Here is a 19498-nt window from a genome sequence, read left to right as displayed (position 1 = left end):
GGAGGAATTAGCGGTTACTGAACAAATTTCCGCATTGCCAATGCCAACGTCAGAATCAACCCGCGATTTGCGCGGTCGCGTTGATTCTCCATCAACAGGAAAACAATGTTTATTTTTGAAGTATTTAAACATTTGCTTCCTGCATCAGATTCGAGATTTGATGGCTCGAACCTTCATGTCCTTTTTGGATACAGGGAATCCGGCCCGAATCAGACCGGAGCACTTCACCTGCGCAGGAATTAACGTTTGTATCTCATTGCATATAAACGTTTTCATCCTGCTTCAGGATCCATCCCGGAAATTCAGAGTGAATTCCCGGTCCGATCGCAGAACCCGCCCAAGACATCATGTCTCGGGCGCCCCGTTTCACCAGAGCGAGGAAATAATGTTTGTATCGCATAGGATATAAACATTGTGTCCCCCCTTCAGGAGTCGAACCGGGAATTCATTGTATTCCCGACCCGAGCCAGGTAATCGCATTAAACGATTGCCGGAAAGGCCTTGTGAGAATACATATTGAACTTCCAGGCATATAAACATTGTCACCCGTATCAGACCCAAGCTGAAACTTGGGCCCTCATAACGGTTGAAGAGGGCAACAGACCAGACCACCCCGAGGGGCTGCACGGCCTGACACCCCGACAACACAGCCTTACAATGTTGTCGTCAATGCTATATAAACATTTCCCTGCCCCGTCGGATCCAAGCACCCGGCTCAGACCCCCATATGCGTCGGAAGCCCCCGACATTCTGCACCAGAATGCAGAATCAGGCGCGGGAATCACCTCCGACTTGACTATTACATGTTGCTCCCACCGACATATAAAGGTTTACCCCGGACCCGCACCCAGAACCGGCATCCGGCTGAGAATTCTTCCCGACTCACCATCGCATGGGCTCCAAAACGAGGTCCTGCTCCGGGAAAACCCCTCCGCGCGCAGCCTCCCGGATCCGGAAACGGGCACAATCCTTCGAGATATTTAAAAAAGAACCAGAATACTAACTTCACTGTGCCTGCCTGCCCCACCCCGGATCAGGCACGACCGGCCGCGCCGACTCTATCCAGAACCATTATCAGGGATATGGTCGCCGACATAGATCTCGCCGAAGAACTCGTCCTGCCAGATGGCAAGTTTTCCCTCGAGCATCAGGAAGAGAAGGGGGATGTACACCTCCCGCCGGGTCCGCCCCATTGCCCCGGAGAGGTCATCAAGCGTCAGGGGATCCCCGTCTCGTGCGGCTCGCCGGAATTCTTCCATCACGACCGCGACCGCCTTCTGGTACCCCTCGTCATGCGCTACCGCCACCACGTCCCCGGCACTGAGGTCGAGATCCGGCTCCCGGGCAACCGTTATCCGTCTCCTTTGCTTCCGGCGCTGCTCCTTCTCCGCCGTCTTGAGCTGCTTGATGAGCTCGTAGAGCGTGACCGGCGGGCGCTTTCGCAGGTTCTTCCTCCCAAGACGGCGTTGAATCTCACGCTCCAGACGGCCCATCGGCTCGCCCCCATCCCCGGGTTCAGCATCAAAATCAAGGTAGGCCAGAGGCTCCTCATCCTCATCGGAGATCAGGTCCTCCTCCTCATCGCCGTCCCACCCCTCAAGGTAATCCGACTTCAGGCGCAACAGACACGCGGCGTAAAAGAGTGTCCTCCCGGAGACCCGCAGGTCCAGTTCTTTGCGGCGGTCGAGCTCGGCAAGGAACCGGTCCGTCACATCGACGATATCGATGTTCCAGGGGTCGACCTCCCCCCGCTCGGCCATACCTACCAGGATCTCGACGGGTTCTTCATCCATTGTTCTGCACACCGGTCACGTAGGTGCTCTTGTCCGCGCGGATCGTCACGCCCACAATGCGGTCGGCGCGCTCGATCATCGGCTTCCTGAGCGAGACGATGATCGACTGCGCGTTCCCGGTGAGATCGCTGATCATGGCAGCAATCCTGCCGACATTGTTCCCATCCAGGAACATATCCACCTCATCCAGCGCGTAGAACGGCGCGGGCATATACTGCTGGATAGCGAAGATGAACGCAAGCGTGGTGAGCGACTTCTCGCCCCCGGAGAGCGAAGAGAGGAGGTGGACTTTCTTGTCGCGCGGCTGCACCGCAAACGTCATGCCGCCGGCAAACGGGTCCTCCTCATTCTCGAGGACCAGCCTGCCGCTCCCGTCGGTCAGCCGCGCGAAGATCTCCCGGAAGTTCGTATCTATCGCGCCAAACGCGGTCATGAAGGCATCGTACTTCATCTTCTCGTACCGCTCTATCCGGTCGAGAAGCAGTGTCCGCTCCCGGGAGAGGACCTCCTTCTTTGCGGTCCGCTCCTCAACACGCGCACCGACCCGGTCGCACTCCTCAATCGCGAGCATGTTTACCGCGCCGATCTTTTTCAACGCCCGCTCAGCCTCAGCAATCCCCGCATCGATGGCAGGGAGATCCAGATCGGTCTCCGCATCGCCAGCCTGCTCCCGGAGCGCCCCGAGTTCCGCGAGCAGCGAGTGTTCCCGCTCCGTGAGGGCGTCGATCTGCATCCTGGCCCGCTCCATCGCGCCCGAGAGTTCAAGAGCCTGCTGGTCCAGCACCCGGATCTCACCGAGGATGCGGTCCCGCTCTGCGTGAAGATCGGCCAGTTCGTCGGAAAACTCCTTCTGTCGCGCCTCGAGCACAACGATCAGGCGGCGCTGGTGCTCGATCTGCTCCTTCGCAGCAGCGATCTCGGCATCGATCTCCTGGTTCTTCGCCTCGAGGCGGCTCCGCTCGAGGGCGAGTTCTTCTGCGCGGTTCGCGAAGTGCTGCCGCTCGCGTTTGGCATCGGTGATATCGGCGTCCTTATTCCGGAGCCGGCGCTCAATATCCTCCACAGACTTGCGATAACCCTCATACTGCTCGGTGAGAGCAGGAATCTCGGTGTCATCGAGTTTCTTCTTCAGGTCGTCAACCTCTACCGAGAGTCGCGCGATCTCCCCGGCGGTCCGCTCGAGGTCCACTTCAAGCCGCGCAAGTTCCTCACCGCCGGTCTTCGCACCCTCGAGCATCTCCTCCAGGGTCGCTTCGAGGGTCTGTCTTTCCCCCGCAAGCACCTCGGTGCGCTTCCGGAACTCCTCGACAAGCATGCGGTAGCGGGCAACCTGTTCGTCGACCGCACTCCGCTCCGCCCGTTTCGCCTCTGCAGCCACAGCAAGGCGGCCGATAGACGCTTCTATCTCCCCCGCCTCGGCTTCGAGACCGGCAAGCGTCGCGCGGACCCGCATGATCTCGTCGTCGACCGCCACACCGAACCCGCGGACCTTCTTCCCCTGAGAGCCCCCGGTCATGGCGCCGCTCTTCTCGACAAAGTCCCCGTCAAGCGTGACCATCTTGTAGCGGCCCATCATCCGCCGCGCCCGCTCAAGGGTATCCACCACCACCGTCGCGCCGAAGACGACCCGGAACGCGCGGTCGAACGCCGGATCGAACTCGAGCAGGTCGACCGCGTAGCCGACGACGCCCGGGTCCGCCTCGAGCGGCGAGAGGATAAGGGGGCGGAGTTTGTTGAGCGGCAGGAACGTGACCCGCCCGAGACGGTTCTCCTTCAAGTAGCGGATAGCATCCGATGCCACCGCATCGGTATCGACGACCACCCAGCGGAGCCGGCCCATCGCCGCCACATCGAGCGCGGTCGCATACTCCTGCGGCGCCCGCCCGAGTTGCGCAACGGTGCCGTGGACACCCTCCATGCCAAGGACAGCGTCCATCGCTCTCCCGCCGGCATCGCCCTGCGCCTGCTGCTGCGCTTCAAGGCGCATCAGGCTCTGCTCGTTCTCCCGGATCTCCTTCTTCAACCGGTCAAGGGCTGAGCGCCGTGCAAAGAGCGTACTCTCGGCCTCGGAGAGTTCGCGCTCGATCCGGCGCTTCTCCACCTCGCAGTCGGCCATGCAGGAGGAGTAATCCGTGACCTGGGCCTGCTTGTTCTCCAGTTCCTCCACGATCTGGTGGATACGCGCATCCAGGCGTTCCCGCTCCGACGTTCGCATCCGGCTCTTCTCGATGAGGATATCCTGTTCGTGGAGAATCTTCGCCCGGAGTTCTTTTCTGCCCTCGAGGTCCTGCATCCGGGCGAAGAGCTGGTCCTTTATCCCTTCGACCTCCTTACTCTCGCTCGTTATGCGCGCTTCGACCGTCTTCAATCGCTCGTGCTGCGTCGAAAGTTCCATGGCGAGATTCGCCCGGTCGATCGAGAGGGTGCGGATCTGCGCGGCACACTCCTCGACCCTGGCCTCGGCACGCCGGTTGTCCATGTAGACCCGCTGGACCGCCTCGAGGTTCTCGTTCCGGTCGGCGTTCAGCCGCTCGATGGTTTTCTCGCCGACCTTGATCCCGCCCCGCGCCTCCTCGAGCCGTCCGACGAGTTCAAGATACTCGGGACCGCTCTTCTGGTTGATCTCTTCCTCGGCCGCACGCTGGCGCCCGCGTGCCGCTTCAAGGCTTGTGCCGAGAGCCTCGGCCTCGCCGGCGATGCGGCTCATCGTCGCCTGGTGGTCGAGCATCAGGTCGTGAAGGGTGCCGATCTCCTGCTCCTTCTGCCGGACGAGCGCCGCACCCCGGCACTGTTCGAGGCGTTCCAGTTCTCCCTGCAGCCGCCGGTACTCCACCGCCTGCTCACGCTCGTGCTGGAGCGCATCAAGCCTTGCCACCAGTTCCGAGAGAAGGATCTCTTCGCGCTCGATCCGTTCCCGCACCACCTCGAGTTCCGAGAACGCCTGTTCGCGCTTATGGTCGAACTCGGCGACACCCGCGATCTCATCGATGATTTTGCGCCGTTCGCCGTCGCTCATCTCCATGATGCGGGTGATATCGCCCTGCATCACGACGTTATAGCCCTCCGGTTTGATCCCGAGTTTCGCAAGGAACTCGACGACCTCGCCCTGCTTACAGAGGCGGTTGTTTAAGTAGTTGTAACTGTAGTATCCCGCCGGCGTCCGCTTGATCCGGCGGCGTATCGTCGTGCCGTCCGAAAGCGTGATCGTCACCTCGGCGGTGTTCTTCCCGGAGTTGACGTTGATCAGGTCGGTCAGCTTCTCGGCTCGCAGCCCCCGTGCCCCCGAGAGGGCCAGGACGAAGAGGATACTGTCGATGATATTGCTCTTCCCGGAACCATTCGGGCCTGAGACGACGGTGAATCCTTCGAAAAAAGGAATTTTAGTCTTTCTTGCGAAAGACTTGAAGTTGTCGATCTCAAGCTGCGTAATGTACAAGGATCAGGCTCCCTTTCACTACCGCTCAAGGTCGACCGTATCATCCTCTTCAGCCTGGATGACATCGTCAACGGAACGCTTCTTCTGTTCCACGAAGAGTGTCCGTTCGGACGTTTTGCCCCCTTTCCCCCGGCCCTTCACCGGGGCGTTCCCGAACCGGGCGCTGGCAACGATGTACTCCGAGGACCGCCTCGGTTCCGGCTTCAGTGTCCCGTCGTTCTGCATGATGAGATCCATCTCCCCGACATCGGGGGCGGGCGCCTCCGGCTGCTTCTCCACCGGGCGCGCGGGTGTGCGGGGTGCCGCGGTAGGCGACGGTGCCGCAGGTTCGGCACCGGCGCGAGGCTCCGCCCGAAGCGTGGTCGCGGCCTTTCTCTCTTCGGCCGCCACCGGCCTCCTCCGGCGCTCTTCCGTCTCCCGGGAGAGTTTCATCGCCACGGATTTGAGATCCAGGACCTCTTCCATCAGGCCTTTCACCAGGGCCTCGAGATCCCGCACCTTCCGTTCCAGGGCCTGCAGGCGCTCTTCCTCTGCCTCCGGATGCTCTCTTCCCACCGCCTCCGATACCGGCGGCTGGTCATAGACCTTCATCGTCTCCATCTCCTTCTCGCGCTCCGCGAGTTCTCGCTCCAGGAACCGTATCCTCGCATCCTTCTGAGCCATTGTCTCCCTCGAATTAATCCTTGATAATAATTACGTAATAATATTACTATGGATCTCTCGAAAAGAAGAACTATTACATTTTATCCGGGATGCAAGAGAGGAATAATCAGCGGCTGCCGGATAAGCACCCGTCACGAATAGATCATGCAAAAGAAAGCATATTACCTCGTCGGGGCAACCCATTTCTGCATGTCTCATCTGGCAAACTTCGATCCAGAAGTCGCGGGCCTCATCGAGAAAGAGCGCCTGCGTCAGGTCAACGGGTTGGAACTGATCGCCTCCGAGAACGTCGTAAGCATTGCAGTTCTCGAGGCGATGGGTTCTATCATGACCAATAAGTACGCCGAGGGCTACCCCGGCAAACGTTACTACGGAGGTTGCGAGTTCCATGACGTCGTGGAGAACCTGGCGCGCGACCGGATGTGCGAACTCTTCGGGGCGGAGCACGCGAACGTCCAGCCGCACTCGGGGAGCCAGGCAAACCAGGCGGTCTACTTCGCCTACCTCGGCTACAAAGACAAGATCATGAGCCAGAGCCTCACCCAGGGCGGCCACCTCTCCCACGGCTCGCCGGTCAACATCACCGGACGCTGGTACTCCATCTTCCACTACGGTGTCGACCACGAGACGGAGACACTCGACTACGCGGCTATCGAGGAGATGGCCCGGATCGTCAAGCCACAGATGATCGTCTGCGGTGCGAGCGCCTACCCGCGCGAGATCGACTTTAAGGCGTTCCAGGAGGTCGCCGATACCGTCGGCGCAAGGTGCATGGCCGACATCGCCCACATCGCCGGGCTCTGTGCAACCGGATACCACAACTCCCCGGTCGGGGTCGTCGACATCGTGACGACGACGACGCATAAGACCCTGCGCGGCCCCCGCGGCGGCGCCATCATGTGCAGCAAAGAGGATGCTGCCGCCATCGACAAGTCCATCTTCCCCGGCATGCAGGGCGGCCCCCTGATGCACACCATCGCCGCGAAGGCGGTCTGCTTCAAGGAGGCGCTGACCCCCGCGTATAAGGACTACTGCAGACAGGTCGTCAAGAACGCACGCACGATGGCCGAGGTCCTCGACCAGGAAGGGCTCGACCTCGTCTCCGGCGGCACCGACAACCACCTGATCCTCCTCGACCTGACTGGAGTCTCGGCGAACGGCGAGCACCTCACGGGTCTTGCGGCCGAGGTCGCGCTCGGCGAGGCGGGCATCACCGTGAACAAGAACACCATCCCCCGCGAACAACTCAGCCCCTTCGTGACGAGCGGTCTCAGGATCGGCACGCCGGCCGTCACCTCCCGCGGCATGAAAGAGGAGGAGATGAAGCAGATCGGTCACTGGATCGGCCGGGTCGTAAAGGATATCGCGAGAGACAAGACCTCGAAGAAGGCGATTACCGAAGTGAGGGAAGAGGTTATTGCCCTTGCGAGCAAGTATCCCCTCCACCCTGAAGTAGCATGATACTCGACGGTAAAGCAGTCTCGGAGAAGAGGCTCGAGATCCTCAAGGAGGAGATAGAAGAGTCCCGGCTCTACCCGCGCCTCGCAACCATCATCGTGGGCGAAGACCCGGGGTCGAAACTCTACGTCCGCATGAAGCACCGGGCGTGCGAGCGCGTCGGTATCGGGTCCGTCGGCATCGAACTCCCGGAGGACGCCTCCACCGAGCGGGTGCTTGAGACGGTCACGCGCCTCAACAACGACCCGGAGATCGACGGCATCCTGGTCCAGCTGCCGCTTCCCTCCGGGGTAGACACCACCCGGGTGATCAATGCGGTCGCACCCGGCAAAGACGTGGACGGATTCCACCCCTGCAACCTCGGAAGGCTTCTCGCCGGAACCCCGGTCTTTGCCCCCTGCACCCCGCAGGGAATCATGACGATTCTCGACGAGTACAAGATCCCGATCGCAGGAAAGCGGGCGGTCGTCGTCGGCCGGAGCATCGATGTGGGCAGGCCCATGGCCGCCCTGCTCCTGAACGCCGACGCAACCGTCACCATCTGCCACTCGAAGACAAGGAACCTTGAGGACGAGATGAGAAACGCCGATATCCTTGTCAGCGCGATTGGAAAGTTGAAATTTGTCGGAACGGATATGATCAAGGCCGGGGCGACGGTCATCGATGTCGGCATCAACTACGACGAGCAGGGCAAACTCCACGGCGACGTCGATTTTGAGGCGGTGCGCGACCGGGCGGGAGCGATAACCCCGGTCCCCGGCGGCGTCGGCCCCATGACGATCGCAACCCTGATGGAGAACACCTTTCTGGCGGCCAAGTTACGAACATGCGGCACTGTACGGTAAACCGCCTCCGGATCGGGGGCGGCGCCCCGGTTCGCCTGATGGGTGTCATCAACTGCAGCCCCGAATCGTTCTACCGGGGCTCCTACACCCCGACCGGGAGGCTCTACGATCGCGCCCTTGCCATGCGTAAAGCGGGCGCCGATATGATCGATATCGGGGCGCGGAGTACGGCCCCGGGCACGCTTCCCATAACCGTCGCCGAAGAGGCGGAACGGGTGGATGCGGCACTCGCCGAGTTTGACGGGACCGGGATCACCCTATCGGTGGATACCCGGCACCCTGAAGTGCTCGACGTCTGCCTCCGCCACGACATCCATGCGGTGAACGACATCTCCGGCCTTGCCGACGAGCGGTATGCGCGGGCGATCGCCGACTCCGGGCTGCCGGTCTTTGCGATGGCGAGTTTCAAGGAGCCCGGCGATGCCGTCGGTCTTGCCGCTACGCTCTCGGCGCTCGAGGCGGTTATAGCGCGGTGCGCGCGCTACGGGATCGATGAATACGTCCTCGATCCAGCAGTCGGGAGATGGGTCCCGGAGCGGACGAGCGAGGACGACTGGGAACTCTGTCGGAACTTCGGGGCGTTCTCGGCCTTCGAACGCCCGGTGCTCGCCGCGATATCGCGGAAGACGTTCATCGGGGATCTGCTTGAAAGAGAGCCCGAAGGGCGGCTCGCCGGTACGCTCGCGCTCACGATGGCGCTGGTAAGAGAGGGAGCAGCCGTCGTGCGGAGCCACGATGTCAGGGAGACCGCCGACCTCCTTCGGGTTTACGAGAAGATAAGGATAGCATGACAACACCATCATTTCACGTTTACGGCCTTGCGACACCCCTGGTTCGGACCGGTGACGATATGGCGACCCACATCCTTGCAGCCGCCGAACGCTCGGAGTCCCGGGGGGTTCAGGCGGGGGACATCGTGGTCGTTGCGGAGTCCGCCGTGGCCACCGCCGAAGGGCGGGTCGCACGACTGGCCGAGATCGAGCCCTCAGCAGAAGCGCTCCGGCTCGCTGAAGACTACCGGATGGACCCCCACCTCGTCGAGGTGGTGCTCCGGGAGAGCGACCGGGTTGTCGGGGGCATTCCCGGGTTCCTGCTCTGCATGAAGAACGGAACGCTCCTCCCGAACGCGGGGATCGACGCCTCCAACGCTCCGCCCGGCTCCGTCGTCCTCCTCCCCGCCGACCCGGATGCGTCCGCGCAGGGGATACGCGCAACGATTAGAGAGCGGTCGGGAGTGGACGTCGGCGTCATCGTTATCGACTCGCGGACGCACGCGATGCGTCTTGGGTGCAGCGGGGTTGCCATTGGGTGTTCAGGCATTCCCTCGGTTCTTGACGAGCGCGGGAAAAGCGATCTCTTCGGGCGCGAGCTCGAGGTGACCAAGCGGGCGGTGGCGGACTGTATCGCATCGGCCGCAGAACTCGTGATGGGAGAGGCGGGAGAGTGCGTCCCCGCGGCGGTGGTGCGGGGGATCGGGCTTCCCGTCGGCGACTACACCGGAGTCGCCACCATCGACGCTTCAGAGTGTCTCTTTATGGGCGTCGCGCTCCACACCGACCCGGCCCTTCTCGTCGATAACAAGAGAAAATCCTGAGTTCTCCAGGAACTCCCTGCTCTTCTTCCCTTTTCCGTGAATGAGGATCTCAACCAGGTCTTCCTTCTCGTCGATGTCGGTCGACATCCGAAACGAGTCGATCACATCGACGGAGAAGCCGCACTCCTCTGCAACCCGCAGGTGGTCGAGGAAACTTGCGCCGTAGAAGTCGGCGTGGAAGCACTTCGGCTTCTTCAAGAAGATGACGTTCGTCCCGCCGCCCCGGCCGGGCACGATGGACATATCCTTCTCGGTGCGGATCAGCCGCTGGATATCCCCGGCCGTCACCAGGGGAAGGTCGGCCATGATGAGGAGCGCCGGGCAGTGGAACTGCCCGAGCGCCCAGTTGATCGCCTCGTTCAGCGGCTCCTTCCTGACGGCAATGAGCGCGTTCTCGTGCTTGAAGGGGTGGGTGCAGAGCAGGGTGGCGCTGCACCCGGACTTCAGCACGGAGGCGATCACGTCTTCAAGCATCGCCCGGGCGAACGCCTCCCGCTCCTCCTGGTTGAGGATGCAGGAGAGGCGCGTCTTGGGGTTCGTGGGCTTAAAGGGAATGAGCGCGTGGAAGTACATCGTGAAACGGTTGTCGGGGCAGTATCAAAAAGGCATCGTTACGGTTGCGCGCCGGAGAACCCGGCCCGCCGTATGTACCAGCAGCATCCCTCGCGGCTGTCAGCAACGCCCGTCCGCGCGAAAGAATACGCGCTGGCAGCCGCGAGAGATCCGGCGAGGCTCCGGCCGGATTGCCCGTTCCGCGCGACCCTCTCCCGAAGGTTCATGTGCGGAAGTGCCGACATATACCCATGCACCGCCGCGTGATCACCTTTTCGAGGAACGCATTTCTCCCCCTGACAACGGTCTGCGCGAACCGTTGCGGCTACTGCTGTTTTCGGACCCCGGTGCAGGAGGGGTGCATCATGCCTCCCGGTGAGGCGATCCGGACCCTGGACGCGAGCGCAGCCATCGGTTGCACGGAGGCGCTCTTCACCTTCGGGGAGCGGCCGGGCGCGATGCCCGGTTTTACTCCCCTGCTCGGAAAACTCGGCTACGCGAATATCCTCGACTACGTCTACGACCTCTCGCTTGCGGCCGTACGAAGAGGCCTCCTGCCGCACACCAACGCCGGCATCCTTACCTATGAAGAACTCGACCGGCTCCGCGGGGTGAACGCGAGCATGGGGCTGATGCTCGAGACGACCGCAGACGTCGCCGCACACAGGGACTCTCCCGGAAAAGATCCGGCGATCCGGATCGAGATGATCGAGAACGCCGGAAGGCTCTCGATACCGTTTACGACCGGTATCCTGGTCGGGATCGGCGAGACGATGGAGGACCGCGAAGAGTCGCTCCGGGTCATCCGGGACCTCCATCGACGGTTCGGCCACATCCAGGAGGTGATCGTCCAGAACTTCTGCCCGAAGCCGGAGACACCGATGGCGGATGCGGCAGTACCCGGCACAAGTGAACTCTGCGCGACGATCTCTCTTGCCCGGGAACTCCTCCCGGCAGACGTCGCAGTGCAGATACCACCAAACCTCGCAGACGCTGCCCATCTGGTCAGGTGCGGCGTGAACGACCTCGGCGGGGTCTCCCCGCTCACCATCGACTACGTCAACCCCGAACATCCCTGGCCGCAGATCGACGAACTCAGGCTGGTGGCCGGAGACGCCGAACTCCGGGAGAGGCTCTGCATCTACCCGCAGTATATCGAGAAGGGGTGGTACTCCCCCCTGCTCGAACCCCTGATCCGGGACCTCGCCGGGAGGATCGCGGTACCCGGCCGGGGGGAGTGAGCATACCCTCATCATTTATCCCGACAACACCTATCAGGAGATTTGCCATGAAGCAGGTTGACCTCCTCTACACAGGGAAAGCAAAGTCCGTCTACCGCACTGACGACCCCGGCATATACATCATGAGGTTCCGGGACGACATAACGGCATTCGACGGCGGGAAGAAAGATACTCTGAGCGGCAAGGGGAGATACAACGCGGAAGTCTCCTCTTTCTTCTTCCGGTACCTGGAAGAGAACGGGATTCCGACCCACTACCTGGAAAGCGTCGAGCCCGCCACCTTCGCGGTGCGGAGCCTTGCGATGATCCCGCTTGAGGTGATCGTCAGGAACGTTGCGGCCGGGTCTCTCGTGCGCAACTACCCGTTCGACGAAGGACAGAGACTCGACCCGCCGGTGATCGTCATCGACTACAAGAGCGACGCTCACCATGACCCGATGTTAAACGACGACCTGATCTACGCGCTCGGCCTGGCTACCCCCGAGGAACTCGACCAGATCAAGGCTCTGGCACTCGCGACAAACGAGGTGCTCTCGGAGTACCTCGACGAACGCGGTATCACCCTGGTCGATTTCAAGCTCGAGTTCGGCCGCAACGACGATGAGATCGTCGTCGGCGACGAGATTAGCATGGACTCGATGCGGCTCTGGGACAAGGAGACCGCGGCGTCTCTCGACAAGGATGTATACCGTTTCAGTAAGGGAGATGTCATGGAGACCTACGCCGGCGTCGCAAAACGGATACTCGCCCCTCCACGAGAAGAATCTGCATGAGGTACATCGTCACCATCACCATTGCGCTCAAAGAGGGAATGCTGAATCCTGAAGCGCGTGTCATCCGGCACGCCCTCACGAACCTGGGGTTTCCGACCGAGGACCTGAGCACGGCGCGACTCTTCCGGGTCACGCTTGACGCAGCGGATGCTGCGGCGGCACGGGAGGAGGGCGCCCGGATGTGCGAGCGGCTCCTCGCAAACCCCGTCATCCACCACTACACGATTGAGGTCACGTGAGGCATGAGATTTGCTGTGGTGCAGTTCGGCGGCAGCAACTGCGACCGGGACGTCTACCACGTCCTCGCGGAGGTTTGCGGGGTCGATACGGACCTCGTCTGGTATAAGGACGGGCTGGCCCGCTCCTACGATGCCGTGGTGCTCCCCGGGGGGTTCTCGTACGGGGACTACCTCCGGGCGGGGGCCATCGCTGCCCGGAACCCAATCATGGCCGAGATCGTCAGGCACGCGAAAGACGGAGGGCTGGTCCTCGGGATCTGCAACGGTGCGCAGATAGGTTCGGAGGCTGGACTGGTCGACGGCACTTTCACGTTGAATGCTTACCCGAAGTTCATCTCACGACACGTTTATCTCCGCGTCGAGAACACCACCTCCCCGTTCACCGCTCTCTATCGGGAAGGGGAGGTCATCCGGGTCCCGATCGCCCATAAGGAGGGGCGGTACGTCGCCCCGGAGGACGTGATCGCGCGCCTCAACTGTGAGGGAAGGGTCGCGTTCCGGTTCTGCGACGAGCACGGCAACCCGACCCCGGAGAGCAACCCGAACGGGTCGACGAAGAACATCACCGGCGTCCTCTCGGAGGCCGGAAACGTGCTCGCGATGATGCCGCACCCCGAGCGGGCGAGCGAGGCTGTGCTCGGGTCGGTGGACGGGATCAAGATATTTAAGTCGATGATGACCTATATCGAACAACACGGGCACCGGCAAATGACACACCAGGAGTTTCTGCAATGAATGAGGATGGAATTGAAGAAGCACGGAGCAGGGCGAAGCAGCTCGCAAAGGAGAAAGGCTATATCCTGAATGTCGACGAGAGGCAGCTCGAAGCCGTTCTCCGCGGGCTCGCCCGGAACCAGGAACGGTATGGGGCGGGATACTGCCCCTGCAGGATCCGGAGCGGGGACCCCAAGAAAGATCAGACCATCATCTGCCCCTGCGTTCACCACGAGAAAGAGATCGAAGAAGAGGGGGCCTGCCACTGCAGGCTCTTCTTCAAGGGACCATCGGAATAGAACCCTTTTTGACACCGTCCACGGGGTCAAAGCCCCGTGGATGTTGCGCACATAACCTCCGATAGGCAGATCCATGCTGCGCAAAAGATCGCAACACCCCCTGCAGGACCGGCAGATCGCGTAGAAGGAGGGGCACCGATACGAGAGCGGATACTCCTTCGGCCGGTTGATTTTCGGGAGAATATAAAAACAAATATCTCTTTGGCTTTCAACCTGTAGGTGCATGGAAGGTGCGTGGCAGCCCGAAGCGCTCCGGACCAGGCGGCTTGAACAGCTCCGGGCTACTATGGACGATTATATCGAGAAGAATATCGCTCAGGTGGAAGGGAACCTGCCGGTCTTCTTCGGGCACGTCGCCACCACCCTCGACCGGACGTTCCCCGACCTGGACGACAGGTCATACGACGATTTCATCGATGCGACCACCCTCACGCTCCTCAACGCCACGCGCGAGATCCCTACGCCGGAGTTCCTGGAAAAGATCCTCCGGCACGCCATGGGGAACAAGCGACGGAGGAGAGGGCGGGCGACGCTTGACGTGGTTGCGGGCCTCAAACTGATCGATACCGGGAATTACCACCAGGCTGTTGAGTACCTGGCCCGTTACAGGAACTATGACGGGCGGGTCAATGCCGCAATTGCGTACAGTTACTACGCCCAGTCCCGCGCAACGAACCGGAAACCGGATCTTCGTCCCGATGATACGGAACTCCGGGCCCGTGAGGAGATGCTGACCCTCTGCCGCTCCCACGTCCCGCTCGACCGTCTCGGGGTCTTCGACCGGAAAGATGCCCGGCTGAACCTGATCTTCTGGTTCATGCTCGACCTGGCGTTCACCTGGTTCCCGGGCGAACCGGAACTCTACCGCATCGGCATCCTGCGGGCGAAGCAGGAGGCAGATATCGAGCGCCGGCAGCTCCTCCTTGCCCAGGCAACGGAGCGGTTCCCGGACGACATGCGGTTCCTGGCCGGGGCGTTTAACGTCCACATGGAGCAGCGCAACGGGAGCGATGCCGCTGCCGTCGTCAAGCAGATGATGCAGCAGTACCCTGAGGCCCATGAGCCGATCTACTTCGGGCTGAAACTTGCGATCCTCGGGTTACAGCCGGCATCCTACGCCAGTTTCCGGAAACTCGCAATCTTGAAGCAGTTTCCCCGGCACCTGCTTCTGATGCTTGATGCCGTGCTCGAGGTGATGTGTAACCGTAAGACTGAGAGCTATCTCTGCTTTGAAGAAGCAAAGAAGGCTTCCGCCGCGCGGGACTATTACATTACGACGCTTGAGTACACCCTCCGTGACTTCATCGAAGGGGATGACGACCGGGCAAAACGGGCGAGATCTGTTTTCTTCACCAGCATCGACCAGTACTGCATGCACATCCTGAAGATCGGGGAAGACTGAGAGACTTCACACCAAAACGATCCCCGGACCAGATAATGCGCAGGCCCCCGCATCGTTCTTGATACACTCCAGGGTGAACCCGGGAACTCACCTTCCCTCAAAACCCCGGCTCCGCAATCGCCAACTGCCTCCCGCCGATGTGTTTATTCGCGGCAACGCCCCGGGATACTCACTAAAATGACTGATCGACCAGATAGAGTGGAAAGCCATAGCGATGAATATATCTACCCTGGCAGGCAAAACCACCTACGGAGAGCGTGTTGGAGCCGGAATATGCAGATACGCGGGGAGGATCGGCCGCAATGACAGGAAACAATACAATGCAGGGTACCGGCGGGAAAACAGCCGGCACAAACGCCGTCCGGGAGTCGTCTCGCCTTCTCCCGGAGATCTACCTCTCGATCCTCCATGAAGTACCGGATGGACTCGTTCTGGTGGACGGTGAGAGCAGATGCCGGTACGTGAGCCCGGCGTTTACCAGGATCACCGGGTATACCCGGGAGGAGGTCCCGGATATGCATGTATGGTTCGAACGGGCCCACCCGAACCCGGCATACCGGCGAAATGTGCAGGATAGGGCACAGAAACTGTTCCGGGGAGAAGAGAGCACCCTGGTCGCCAGCGTGGTCTGCAGGAACGAGAAGGTGCGCGATCTCGAGTTCCGTCGAGCGCCGGTCGAGGGCGGTTTCAGCCTGCTTGCCGTCCGGGACGTCACCAAGCAGGTCCTGATCGAAGAATGTCTCCGGCAGACCACATCTGAGTTGACCGCGGTGATCGAGGCCTTTCCCGACCTTTTCCTCCGGCTGAACGCCGACGGCACGATCCTCGAATCCAGGGCCGGTACGCTCGCGGAGGTGCCGCTTGCGCTCCGGACGCTTCTCGGGCGGCGAGTGCAGGACCTGCTCCCGGCGGAGATCGGAGAGGCCCTTGGCGATGCGCTGCAGCAGGTCGTCCGGACAGGTCTGCCTGCCGCGCCGCTGGAGTTCAGCCACGCTGAAGCCGGGGTGAACCGGCACTACGAAGCCCGCGTTGTGCCGCTGTATGAGACACTTGTTATAGCCGTCGTCAGAGATATCACGGAGCGGAAGAAGGCGGAGCAGGAACTGCACCGTTACCGCGAGCACCTGGAGGAACTCGTCGCCGAGCGGACCGCCGAACTCGAGCGTACGAACCAGCGACTCCAGCGACTCCTCTACTTTATCGAGATGACCGAGCGGAAGGCCGTCGAGGAGTGGCTGGACTCCTCGATCGAACAGGGCACCCTGAACGTGGCTGAGCCCGAAGAGGGGAGAATCACCACCGATGCCGCCGGGACAATCGTCCTCGTGAACCGTGTAGTTGAGCTCCTGACCGGTTACGCAGAGAGCGAACTGGCCGGGAAGCCGATATGGCACCTCTTCTCAGGTGAGGCTATCCGGGAGGCCCTCTCCCGGGGGGTTCTCGGAGAGGGCAGGTCTGTAGAGCGCACACAAGAGACGGCGCTCGTGAGAAAGGATGATTCCAACCAGCCGGTCCGCATCTCCGCCGATCCGATCGCCGATGCCTCAGGTGCCGTGATCGGCATGGTCTGCACGATCCGGAGAGCGTGAGCGGCCTCTTAGAGCCGAAATCCGTAGGACTCCGGGTGCACCTCTCCCGGGTCCTGGGGGGCGACGGTGATCCCGACCTGGTCGGAGTAGAACCCGAGTCCTTCGAGCGCGGAGAGGAGCACCCTCTCCGGCGTGTTGTTGACCTCGCTGACGTGAGCGAGCACCGCCATGTGAATGTGATCGGCGAGCCTCTGCAGGCAGCGGGCGGCGTCGGGGTTCGAGAGGTGCCCGCGTTTCGACCGGATCCGGCTCTTTAAGTATGCGGGGTACGGGCCGTTTTCAAGCATCTCGGGACAGTGGTTGCTCTCGAGAAGGACGGCGTCGCAGGATGCGAACCGGTCGAACATGGGGGTGGTGACGGTGCCCGTATCGGTGCAGCACCCGATACGGAGGTCGCCTTCGGTGACACAGAACCCACAGGGCTCCCGGGCGTCGTGGGAGGCGGCAAAGGGCTCGACCGAGAAGTCGCCCATAGAGAACGATTCGCCGCACCGACAGCGTCTGACCTCTGCCGACGTCGCGCCGCATTTTTCATTGAACGCCTCGAGCGTGCCGCCGGTCGCGTAGATGGGCACGCCGAGCCTCCTTGCCAGGACGTCGACACCGCGGATGTGGTCGATATGCTCGTGGGTGACAAGAATCCCCGCGATAAGCGACGGATCCCCACCGGCGTCCGAGAGGCGGCGAAGGGTCTCACGCGCCGAGAGCCCCGCGTCGATGAGCAGCGCACCCTGCTCCCCTCGCAGATAGGTGCAGTTTCCTTTGCTCCCGCTGGCGAGGACGATCAATTCCATTGTAGAAATGGTGGGCCGTGCGGATATTTAAGACCAGGGAAGGTGTGCACAAAAAGCCTTGGGATCCGGGATACCATCATCTGGTGAGACGGGATGAGCGGAACGGAGGGTTCCTGGCAGGGGCAGGTTCACCGGATCGTCGCGGGTATCGGGGACGGCCGGGCACGCATCGATCGGGGTGTGGTGCGGGACCTCGTCAACACCTACCTTGTCCGGTCGCTGGATATGACAGCGCTCCGGTTCAGCATCCCGGTCCTGCTCCGGGCACGCCCGGGCGCGTCCGGTCCGGGCGCCGACGGGGCTGCCGGGGTCATCATTGAGGCGATCAAGGCGGCGGTCCCGGCGGAGCGGGATCTTTACCCGATCGCCGGGACCGGGACGGAGCATCCCCGCCACTGCCTGCCGAACGTGGAGCCGGTCACGCTGATCGCGTCAGGGAGTGCCGTCGGGACCGGCCTCTGGCGGCCGGACGATGGGAACCGGATCGACGATGCCGGGGTCCATCTCGTCATCAGGGGCGCCCTCCCCTACCCCGGCCCGCCGGCGCCGGCTGCGGCGAGGGAGGTTGAGGAACGACTCGGGGCGCTCATCGAGGCCCTCGACCGTGTCGTGCGCCGGGTGCCGGAGCAGACCCTCGCGGCAGCGCGGGCTCTCTCCGTCGACCAGAAGGTGCTCCGGCGCGTCCTCCCCGGGATGGGGCTCGTCGCGTTCATCGCCGACGGCACGCGGCCCGCCCGCAACTTCACCCCGCTCCGGTGCCACCACCGCATTTCGGGCCCAAAGGAGGGGGTGCACGTCCCCTTCTGCTGCCCGCCGGAACTCGACCCGGTCGAGGTGGAACTCGCCGGGAGCGGCAGGATCGCAACTGGCCTCGGGCTCCGGCGCCGGGAGGTCTTCGCGGTCGCCGGCTCGAACGCCGAAGGGAAGAGCACCATCCTCCATGCGCTCATCGCCGGGCAGGACGACCACGCCGCCGGGGACGGGAGGGAACTCCTCGTCAGCGTCAACGGGGTCGCCCGGGCGGAGGCGGGCGAGCGCTACCTCGCCGGAGCGGACGTCAGCCTCTTCTTCGCGAGCCTCCCGCCGGGGCTTGCGGGCGCGCCCCGGGCGGCATTCGGCCGGGGGAGCGGCTCGCTCGTGATGGCAGAGGAGTTCCAGGCCGCGGTCCGGGCGGCGGCCCCGCTCCTCATCCTCGACGAGGACCGTTCCGCGACGAACCTCCTGGTGCCGGGCTGCCTCCAGAGCGGGGAGGTGACGCCCCTTGCTACCCTGCTCGCCACCCGGCGGGAGGCGCTCGGCGAGACGGGCATGCAACTCCCCTCGCACCTGACGGTGCTCGAGCTCCGTTCCCGGGGGAACTTCGCACTTCGCTGCCTCGTCGCTCGATATCCTGATCGCGCAGGCCGACCGGATCCTGCAGCTTGAGGGGCACGAGGCGCGGTCGCTCGACCGCCGGGAGTTCCGGCGGCGGCTTGATGCGCACCTTGCCGAGGTGCGGGAGCACCTGGCGGAGGACGACGCTCTTTCCTGAGGGTGACGCGGGCACGGCGCCGGGTGCCGGCACGGTGATGGTATCCCTGCAGGACTATGGGGAAGACTCCCTGGATAGCTGGTTTAGTTCGATTATACTCCGATGAAAACAGACAATTGTGCCGGGGTATACTCCAACGAAATCATGTGGCCCCGGTCCTCGACCTCCTGACCGCCGTATCGTTCCGGTTCCTAGAGGATGAGAGAAAACTTGCGGAGAACCTCGTTTCCTGGAACTCAAGAAACAGGACCATGAGGTCTACTACCGGAAGAAGCAGGGCGAGGTAGATTTCGTCGTCAAACATCCCCACCGGTCGCTCTCGGCGATCGACGTCTCGTATACGGATACCCTCCCCGCCCCGGAAGAGAAGGCGCTGCTTGAGTTTGCAGACCTCCATAGTTCCCAGGTGCGGAGTGCATCCTTCTCACGAAAGACATGGAGAAGACGGACGGGGCGGTCAGGTATGTCCCGCTCTGGAAGTGGCTGCTTGGCGCTGATTGAGCGGGCGGAAGCGACTTGAAGTGTTTGAGAGCCGGCTCCGGGCGCCGGGTGGTAGCGGTGGCGGCGAAGGTGCC

At 62.3% G+C, this 19498-nt stretch carries 18 protein-coding genes; 12 read left to right on the top strand and 6 right to left on the bottom strand.

Annotated elements, in window-relative coordinates; genetic code table 11:
- Nucleotides 1–1058: 1058 nt before the first annotated feature.
- From PLN84_RS07940 to PLN84_RS07930, 3 genes are read right to left on the bottom strand one after another with little or no spacing between them, the layout of a single operon-like run.
- Complete coding sequence (locus PLN84_RS07940; protein ID WP_292386654.1) at nt 1059–1793, bottom strand: ScpA family protein; 735 nt, start codon at nt 1791–1793, stop codon at nt 1059–1061.
- Nucleotides 1786–5229 carry a chromosome segregation protein SMC gene (gene smc, locus PLN84_RS07935; RefSeq protein ID WP_292558680.1) on the bottom strand — a complete coding sequence of 1148 codons (3444 nt, stop codon included), beginning with the start codon at nt 5227–5229 and terminating at the stop codon, nt 1786–1788. Before smc ends, PLN84_RS07940 begins: the two co-directional genes overlap by 8 nt.
- Before the next feature lie 18 nt (nt 5230–5247).
- A complete protein-coding gene (locus PLN84_RS07930; RefSeq protein ID WP_292386651.1) occupies nt 5248–5892 on the bottom strand; it encodes a hypothetical protein in 645 nt (214 codons plus the stop codon).
- Between the two features lie 189 nt (nt 5893–6081).
- Here PLN84_RS07930 and glyA point away from each other — a divergent pair, with 189 nt between their 5' ends.
- From glyA to cofE, 4 genes are read left to right on the top strand one after another with little or no spacing between them, the layout of a single operon-like run.
- On the top strand, nt 6082–7353 hold the full coding sequence (gene glyA / locus PLN84_RS07925) for a serine hydroxymethyltransferase (RefSeq protein ID WP_292386669.1): 1272 nt from the start codon (nt 6082–6084) through the stop codon (nt 7351–7353).
- Entirely contained in the window at nt 7350–8195 is an 846-nt protein-coding gene (gene folD / locus PLN84_RS07920; RefSeq protein WP_292386650.1) for a bifunctional methylenetetrahydrofolate dehydrogenase/methenyltetrahydrofolate cyclohydrolase FolD, read from the top strand. The genes glyA and folD overlap by 4 nt, the downstream gene beginning before the upstream one ends.
- Nucleotides 8177–8986: a dihydropteroate synthase gene (gene folP, locus PLN84_RS07915; protein ID WP_292386649.1), complete on the top strand. Its 810-nt coding sequence runs from the start codon at nt 8177–8179 to the stop codon at nt 8984–8986. The genes folD and folP overlap by 19 nt, the downstream gene beginning before the upstream one ends.
- Nucleotides 8983–9789 carry a coenzyme F420-0:L-glutamate ligase gene (cofE, locus tag PLN84_RS07910; RefSeq protein ID WP_292386648.1) on the top strand — a complete coding sequence of 269 codons (807 nt, stop codon included), beginning with the start codon at nt 8983–8985 and terminating at the stop codon, nt 9787–9789. Before folP ends, cofE begins: the two co-directional genes overlap by 4 nt.
- On the opposite strand, the gene cofC is transcribed toward cofE, so the two are convergent.
- The gene (cofC, locus tag PLN84_RS07905) at nt 9715–10362 is read right to left on the bottom strand and encodes a 2-phospho-L-lactate guanylyltransferase (RefSeq protein WP_292386647.1); all 648 of its coding nucleotides are present in this window, start codon (nt 10360–10362) and stop codon (nt 9715–9717) included. The two genes, cofE and cofC, sit on opposite strands and share 75 nt — an antisense overlap.
- A gap of 230 nt (nt 10363–10592) precedes the next feature.
- On the opposite strand from cofC, the gene cofG reads away from it, so the two are divergent.
- The 7 genes from cofG to PLN84_RS07870 all read left to right on the top strand — a co-directional run bounded on the left by cofG (nt 10593) and on the right by PLN84_RS07870 (nt 16598).
- Nucleotides 10593–11582 (top strand): 7,8-didemethyl-8-hydroxy-5-deazariboflavin synthase subunit CofG, encoded by a 990-nt coding sequence (gene cofG / locus PLN84_RS07900; RefSeq protein ID WP_292386646.1) that lies wholly within the window; start codon nt 10593–10595, stop codon nt 11580–11582.
- Between the two features lie 47 nt (nt 11583–11629).
- Nucleotides 11630–12355, top strand: coding sequence for a phosphoribosylaminoimidazolesuccinocarboxamide synthase (purC, locus tag PLN84_RS07895; protein WP_292386645.1), 726 nt, complete (start codon nt 11630–11632; stop codon nt 12353–12355).
- On the top strand, nt 12352–12594 hold the full coding sequence (gene purS / locus PLN84_RS07890) for a phosphoribosylformylglycinamidine synthase subunit PurS (protein WP_292386644.1): 243 nt from the start codon (nt 12352–12354) through the stop codon (nt 12592–12594). Before purC ends, purS begins: the two co-directional genes overlap by 4 nt.
- Nucleotides 12595–12597: 3 nt before the next feature.
- Nucleotides 12598–13329 carry a phosphoribosylformylglycinamidine synthase I gene (purQ, locus tag PLN84_RS07885; protein ID WP_292386643.1) on the top strand — a complete coding sequence of 244 codons (732 nt, stop codon included), beginning with the start codon at nt 12598–12600 and terminating at the stop codon, nt 13327–13329.
- A complete protein-coding gene (locus tag PLN84_RS07880) occupies nt 13326–13607 on the top strand; it encodes a ferredoxin-thioredoxin reductase catalytic domain-containing protein (protein ID WP_292386642.1) in 282 nt (93 codons plus the stop codon). Before purQ ends, PLN84_RS07880 begins: the two co-directional genes overlap by 4 nt.
- A 223-nt stretch (nt 13608–13830) precedes the next feature.
- On the top strand, nt 13831–15009 hold the full coding sequence (locus PLN84_RS07875; RefSeq protein ID WP_292386641.1) for a hypothetical protein: 1179 nt from the start codon (nt 13831–13833) through the stop codon (nt 15007–15009).
- Between the two features lie 302 nt (nt 15010–15311).
- Nucleotides 15312–16598, top strand: coding sequence for a PAS domain S-box protein (locus tag PLN84_RS07870; protein WP_292386639.1), 1287 nt, complete (start codon nt 15312–15314; stop codon nt 16596–16598).
- An 8-nt stretch (nt 16599–16606) separates the two neighbouring features.
- On the opposite strand, the gene PLN84_RS07865 is transcribed toward PLN84_RS07870, so the two are convergent.
- The gene (locus PLN84_RS07865) at nt 16607–17392 is read right to left on the bottom strand and encodes an MBL fold metallo-hydrolase (protein ID WP_292386638.1); all 786 of its coding nucleotides are present in this window, start codon (nt 17390–17392) and stop codon (nt 16607–16609) included.
- Nucleotides 17393–17485: 93 nt separating this feature from the next.
- On the opposite strand from PLN84_RS07865, the gene PLN84_RS07860 reads away from it, so the two are divergent.
- A complete protein-coding gene (locus tag PLN84_RS07860) occupies nt 17486–18817 on the top strand; it encodes a P-loop domain-containing protein (RefSeq protein WP_292386637.1) in 1332 nt (443 codons plus the stop codon).
- Nucleotides 18818–19065: 248 nt separating this feature from the next.
- Here PLN84_RS07860 and PLN84_RS07855 read toward each other — a convergent pair whose 3' ends face one another.
- The gene (locus PLN84_RS07855; RefSeq protein WP_292558683.1) at nt 19066–19227 is read right to left on the bottom strand and encodes a hypothetical protein; all 162 of its coding nucleotides are present in this window, start codon (nt 19225–19227) and stop codon (nt 19066–19068) included.
- Nucleotides 19228–19498 lie beyond the last annotated feature (271 nt).

Source organism: Methanoculleus sp., from assembly GCF_035363275.1.
In the GTDB taxonomy this organism is placed as follows: Archaea; Halobacteriota; Methanomicrobia; order Methanomicrobiales; family Methanoculleaceae; genus Methanoculleus.
This window is presented reverse-complemented; position numbering and strand designations above follow the sequence as displayed.

Excerpts from the sequence above, each read along its gene's own strand:
- purC (WP_292386645.1), top strand. The coding sequence starts at position 11,630 with ATGAAGCAGGTTGACCTCCTCTACACAGGGAAAGCAAAGTCCGTCTAC.
- PLN84_RS07865 (WP_292386638.1), bottom strand. The coding sequence starts at position 17,392 with ATGGAATTGATCGTCCTCGCCAGCGGGAGCAAAGGAAACTGCACCTAT.
- folD (WP_292386650.1), top strand. The coding sequence starts at position 7,350 with ATGATACTCGACGGTAAAGCAGTCTCGGAGAAGAGGCTCGAGATCCTC.
- PLN84_RS07875 (WP_292386641.1), top strand. The coding sequence starts at position 13,831 with ATGGAAGGTGCGTGGCAGCCCGAAGCGCTCCGGACCAGGCGGCTTGAA.
- glyA (WP_292386669.1), top strand. The coding sequence starts at position 6,082 with ATGTCTCATCTGGCAAACTTCGATCCAGAAGTCGCGGGCCTCATCGAG.
- PLN84_RS07855 (WP_292558683.1), bottom strand. The coding sequence starts at position 19,227 with ATGTTTGACGACGAAATCTACCTCGCCCTGCTTCTTCCGGTAGTAGAC.
- purS (WP_292386644.1), top strand. The coding sequence starts at position 12,352 with ATGAGGTACATCGTCACCATCACCATTGCGCTCAAAGAGGGAATGCTG.
- PLN84_RS07860 (WP_292386637.1), top strand. The coding sequence starts at position 17,486 with ATGAGCGGAACGGAGGGTTCCTGGCAGGGGCAGGTTCACCGGATCGTC.
- purQ (WP_292386643.1), top strand. The coding sequence starts at position 12,598 with ATGAGATTTGCTGTGGTGCAGTTCGGCGGCAGCAACTGCGACCGGGAC.
- PLN84_RS07870 (WP_292386639.1), top strand. The coding sequence starts at position 15,312 with ATGACAGGAAACAATACAATGCAGGGTACCGGCGGGAAAACAGCCGGC.
- folP (WP_292386649.1), top strand. The coding sequence starts at position 8,177 with ATGCGGCACTGTACGGTAAACCGCCTCCGGATCGGGGGCGGCGCCCCG.
- cofE (WP_292386648.1), top strand. The coding sequence starts at position 8,983 with ATGACAACACCATCATTTCACGTTTACGGCCTTGCGACACCCCTGGTT.
- PLN84_RS07930 (WP_292386651.1), bottom strand. The coding sequence starts at position 5,892 with ATGGCTCAGAAGGATGCGAGGATACGGTTCCTGGAGCGAGAACTCGCG.
- PLN84_RS07940 (WP_292386654.1), bottom strand. The coding sequence starts at position 1,793 with ATGGATGAAGAACCCGTCGAGATCCTGGTAGGTATGGCCGAGCGGGGG.
- PLN84_RS07880 (WP_292386642.1), top strand. The coding sequence starts at position 13,326 with ATGAATGAGGATGGAATTGAAGAAGCACGGAGCAGGGCGAAGCAGCTC.
- cofC (WP_292386647.1), bottom strand. The coding sequence starts at position 10,362 with ATGTACTTCCACGCGCTCATTCCCTTTAAGCCCACGAACCCCAAGACG.
- cofG (WP_292386646.1), top strand. The coding sequence starts at position 10,593 with ATGCACCGCCGCGTGATCACCTTTTCGAGGAACGCATTTCTCCCCCTG.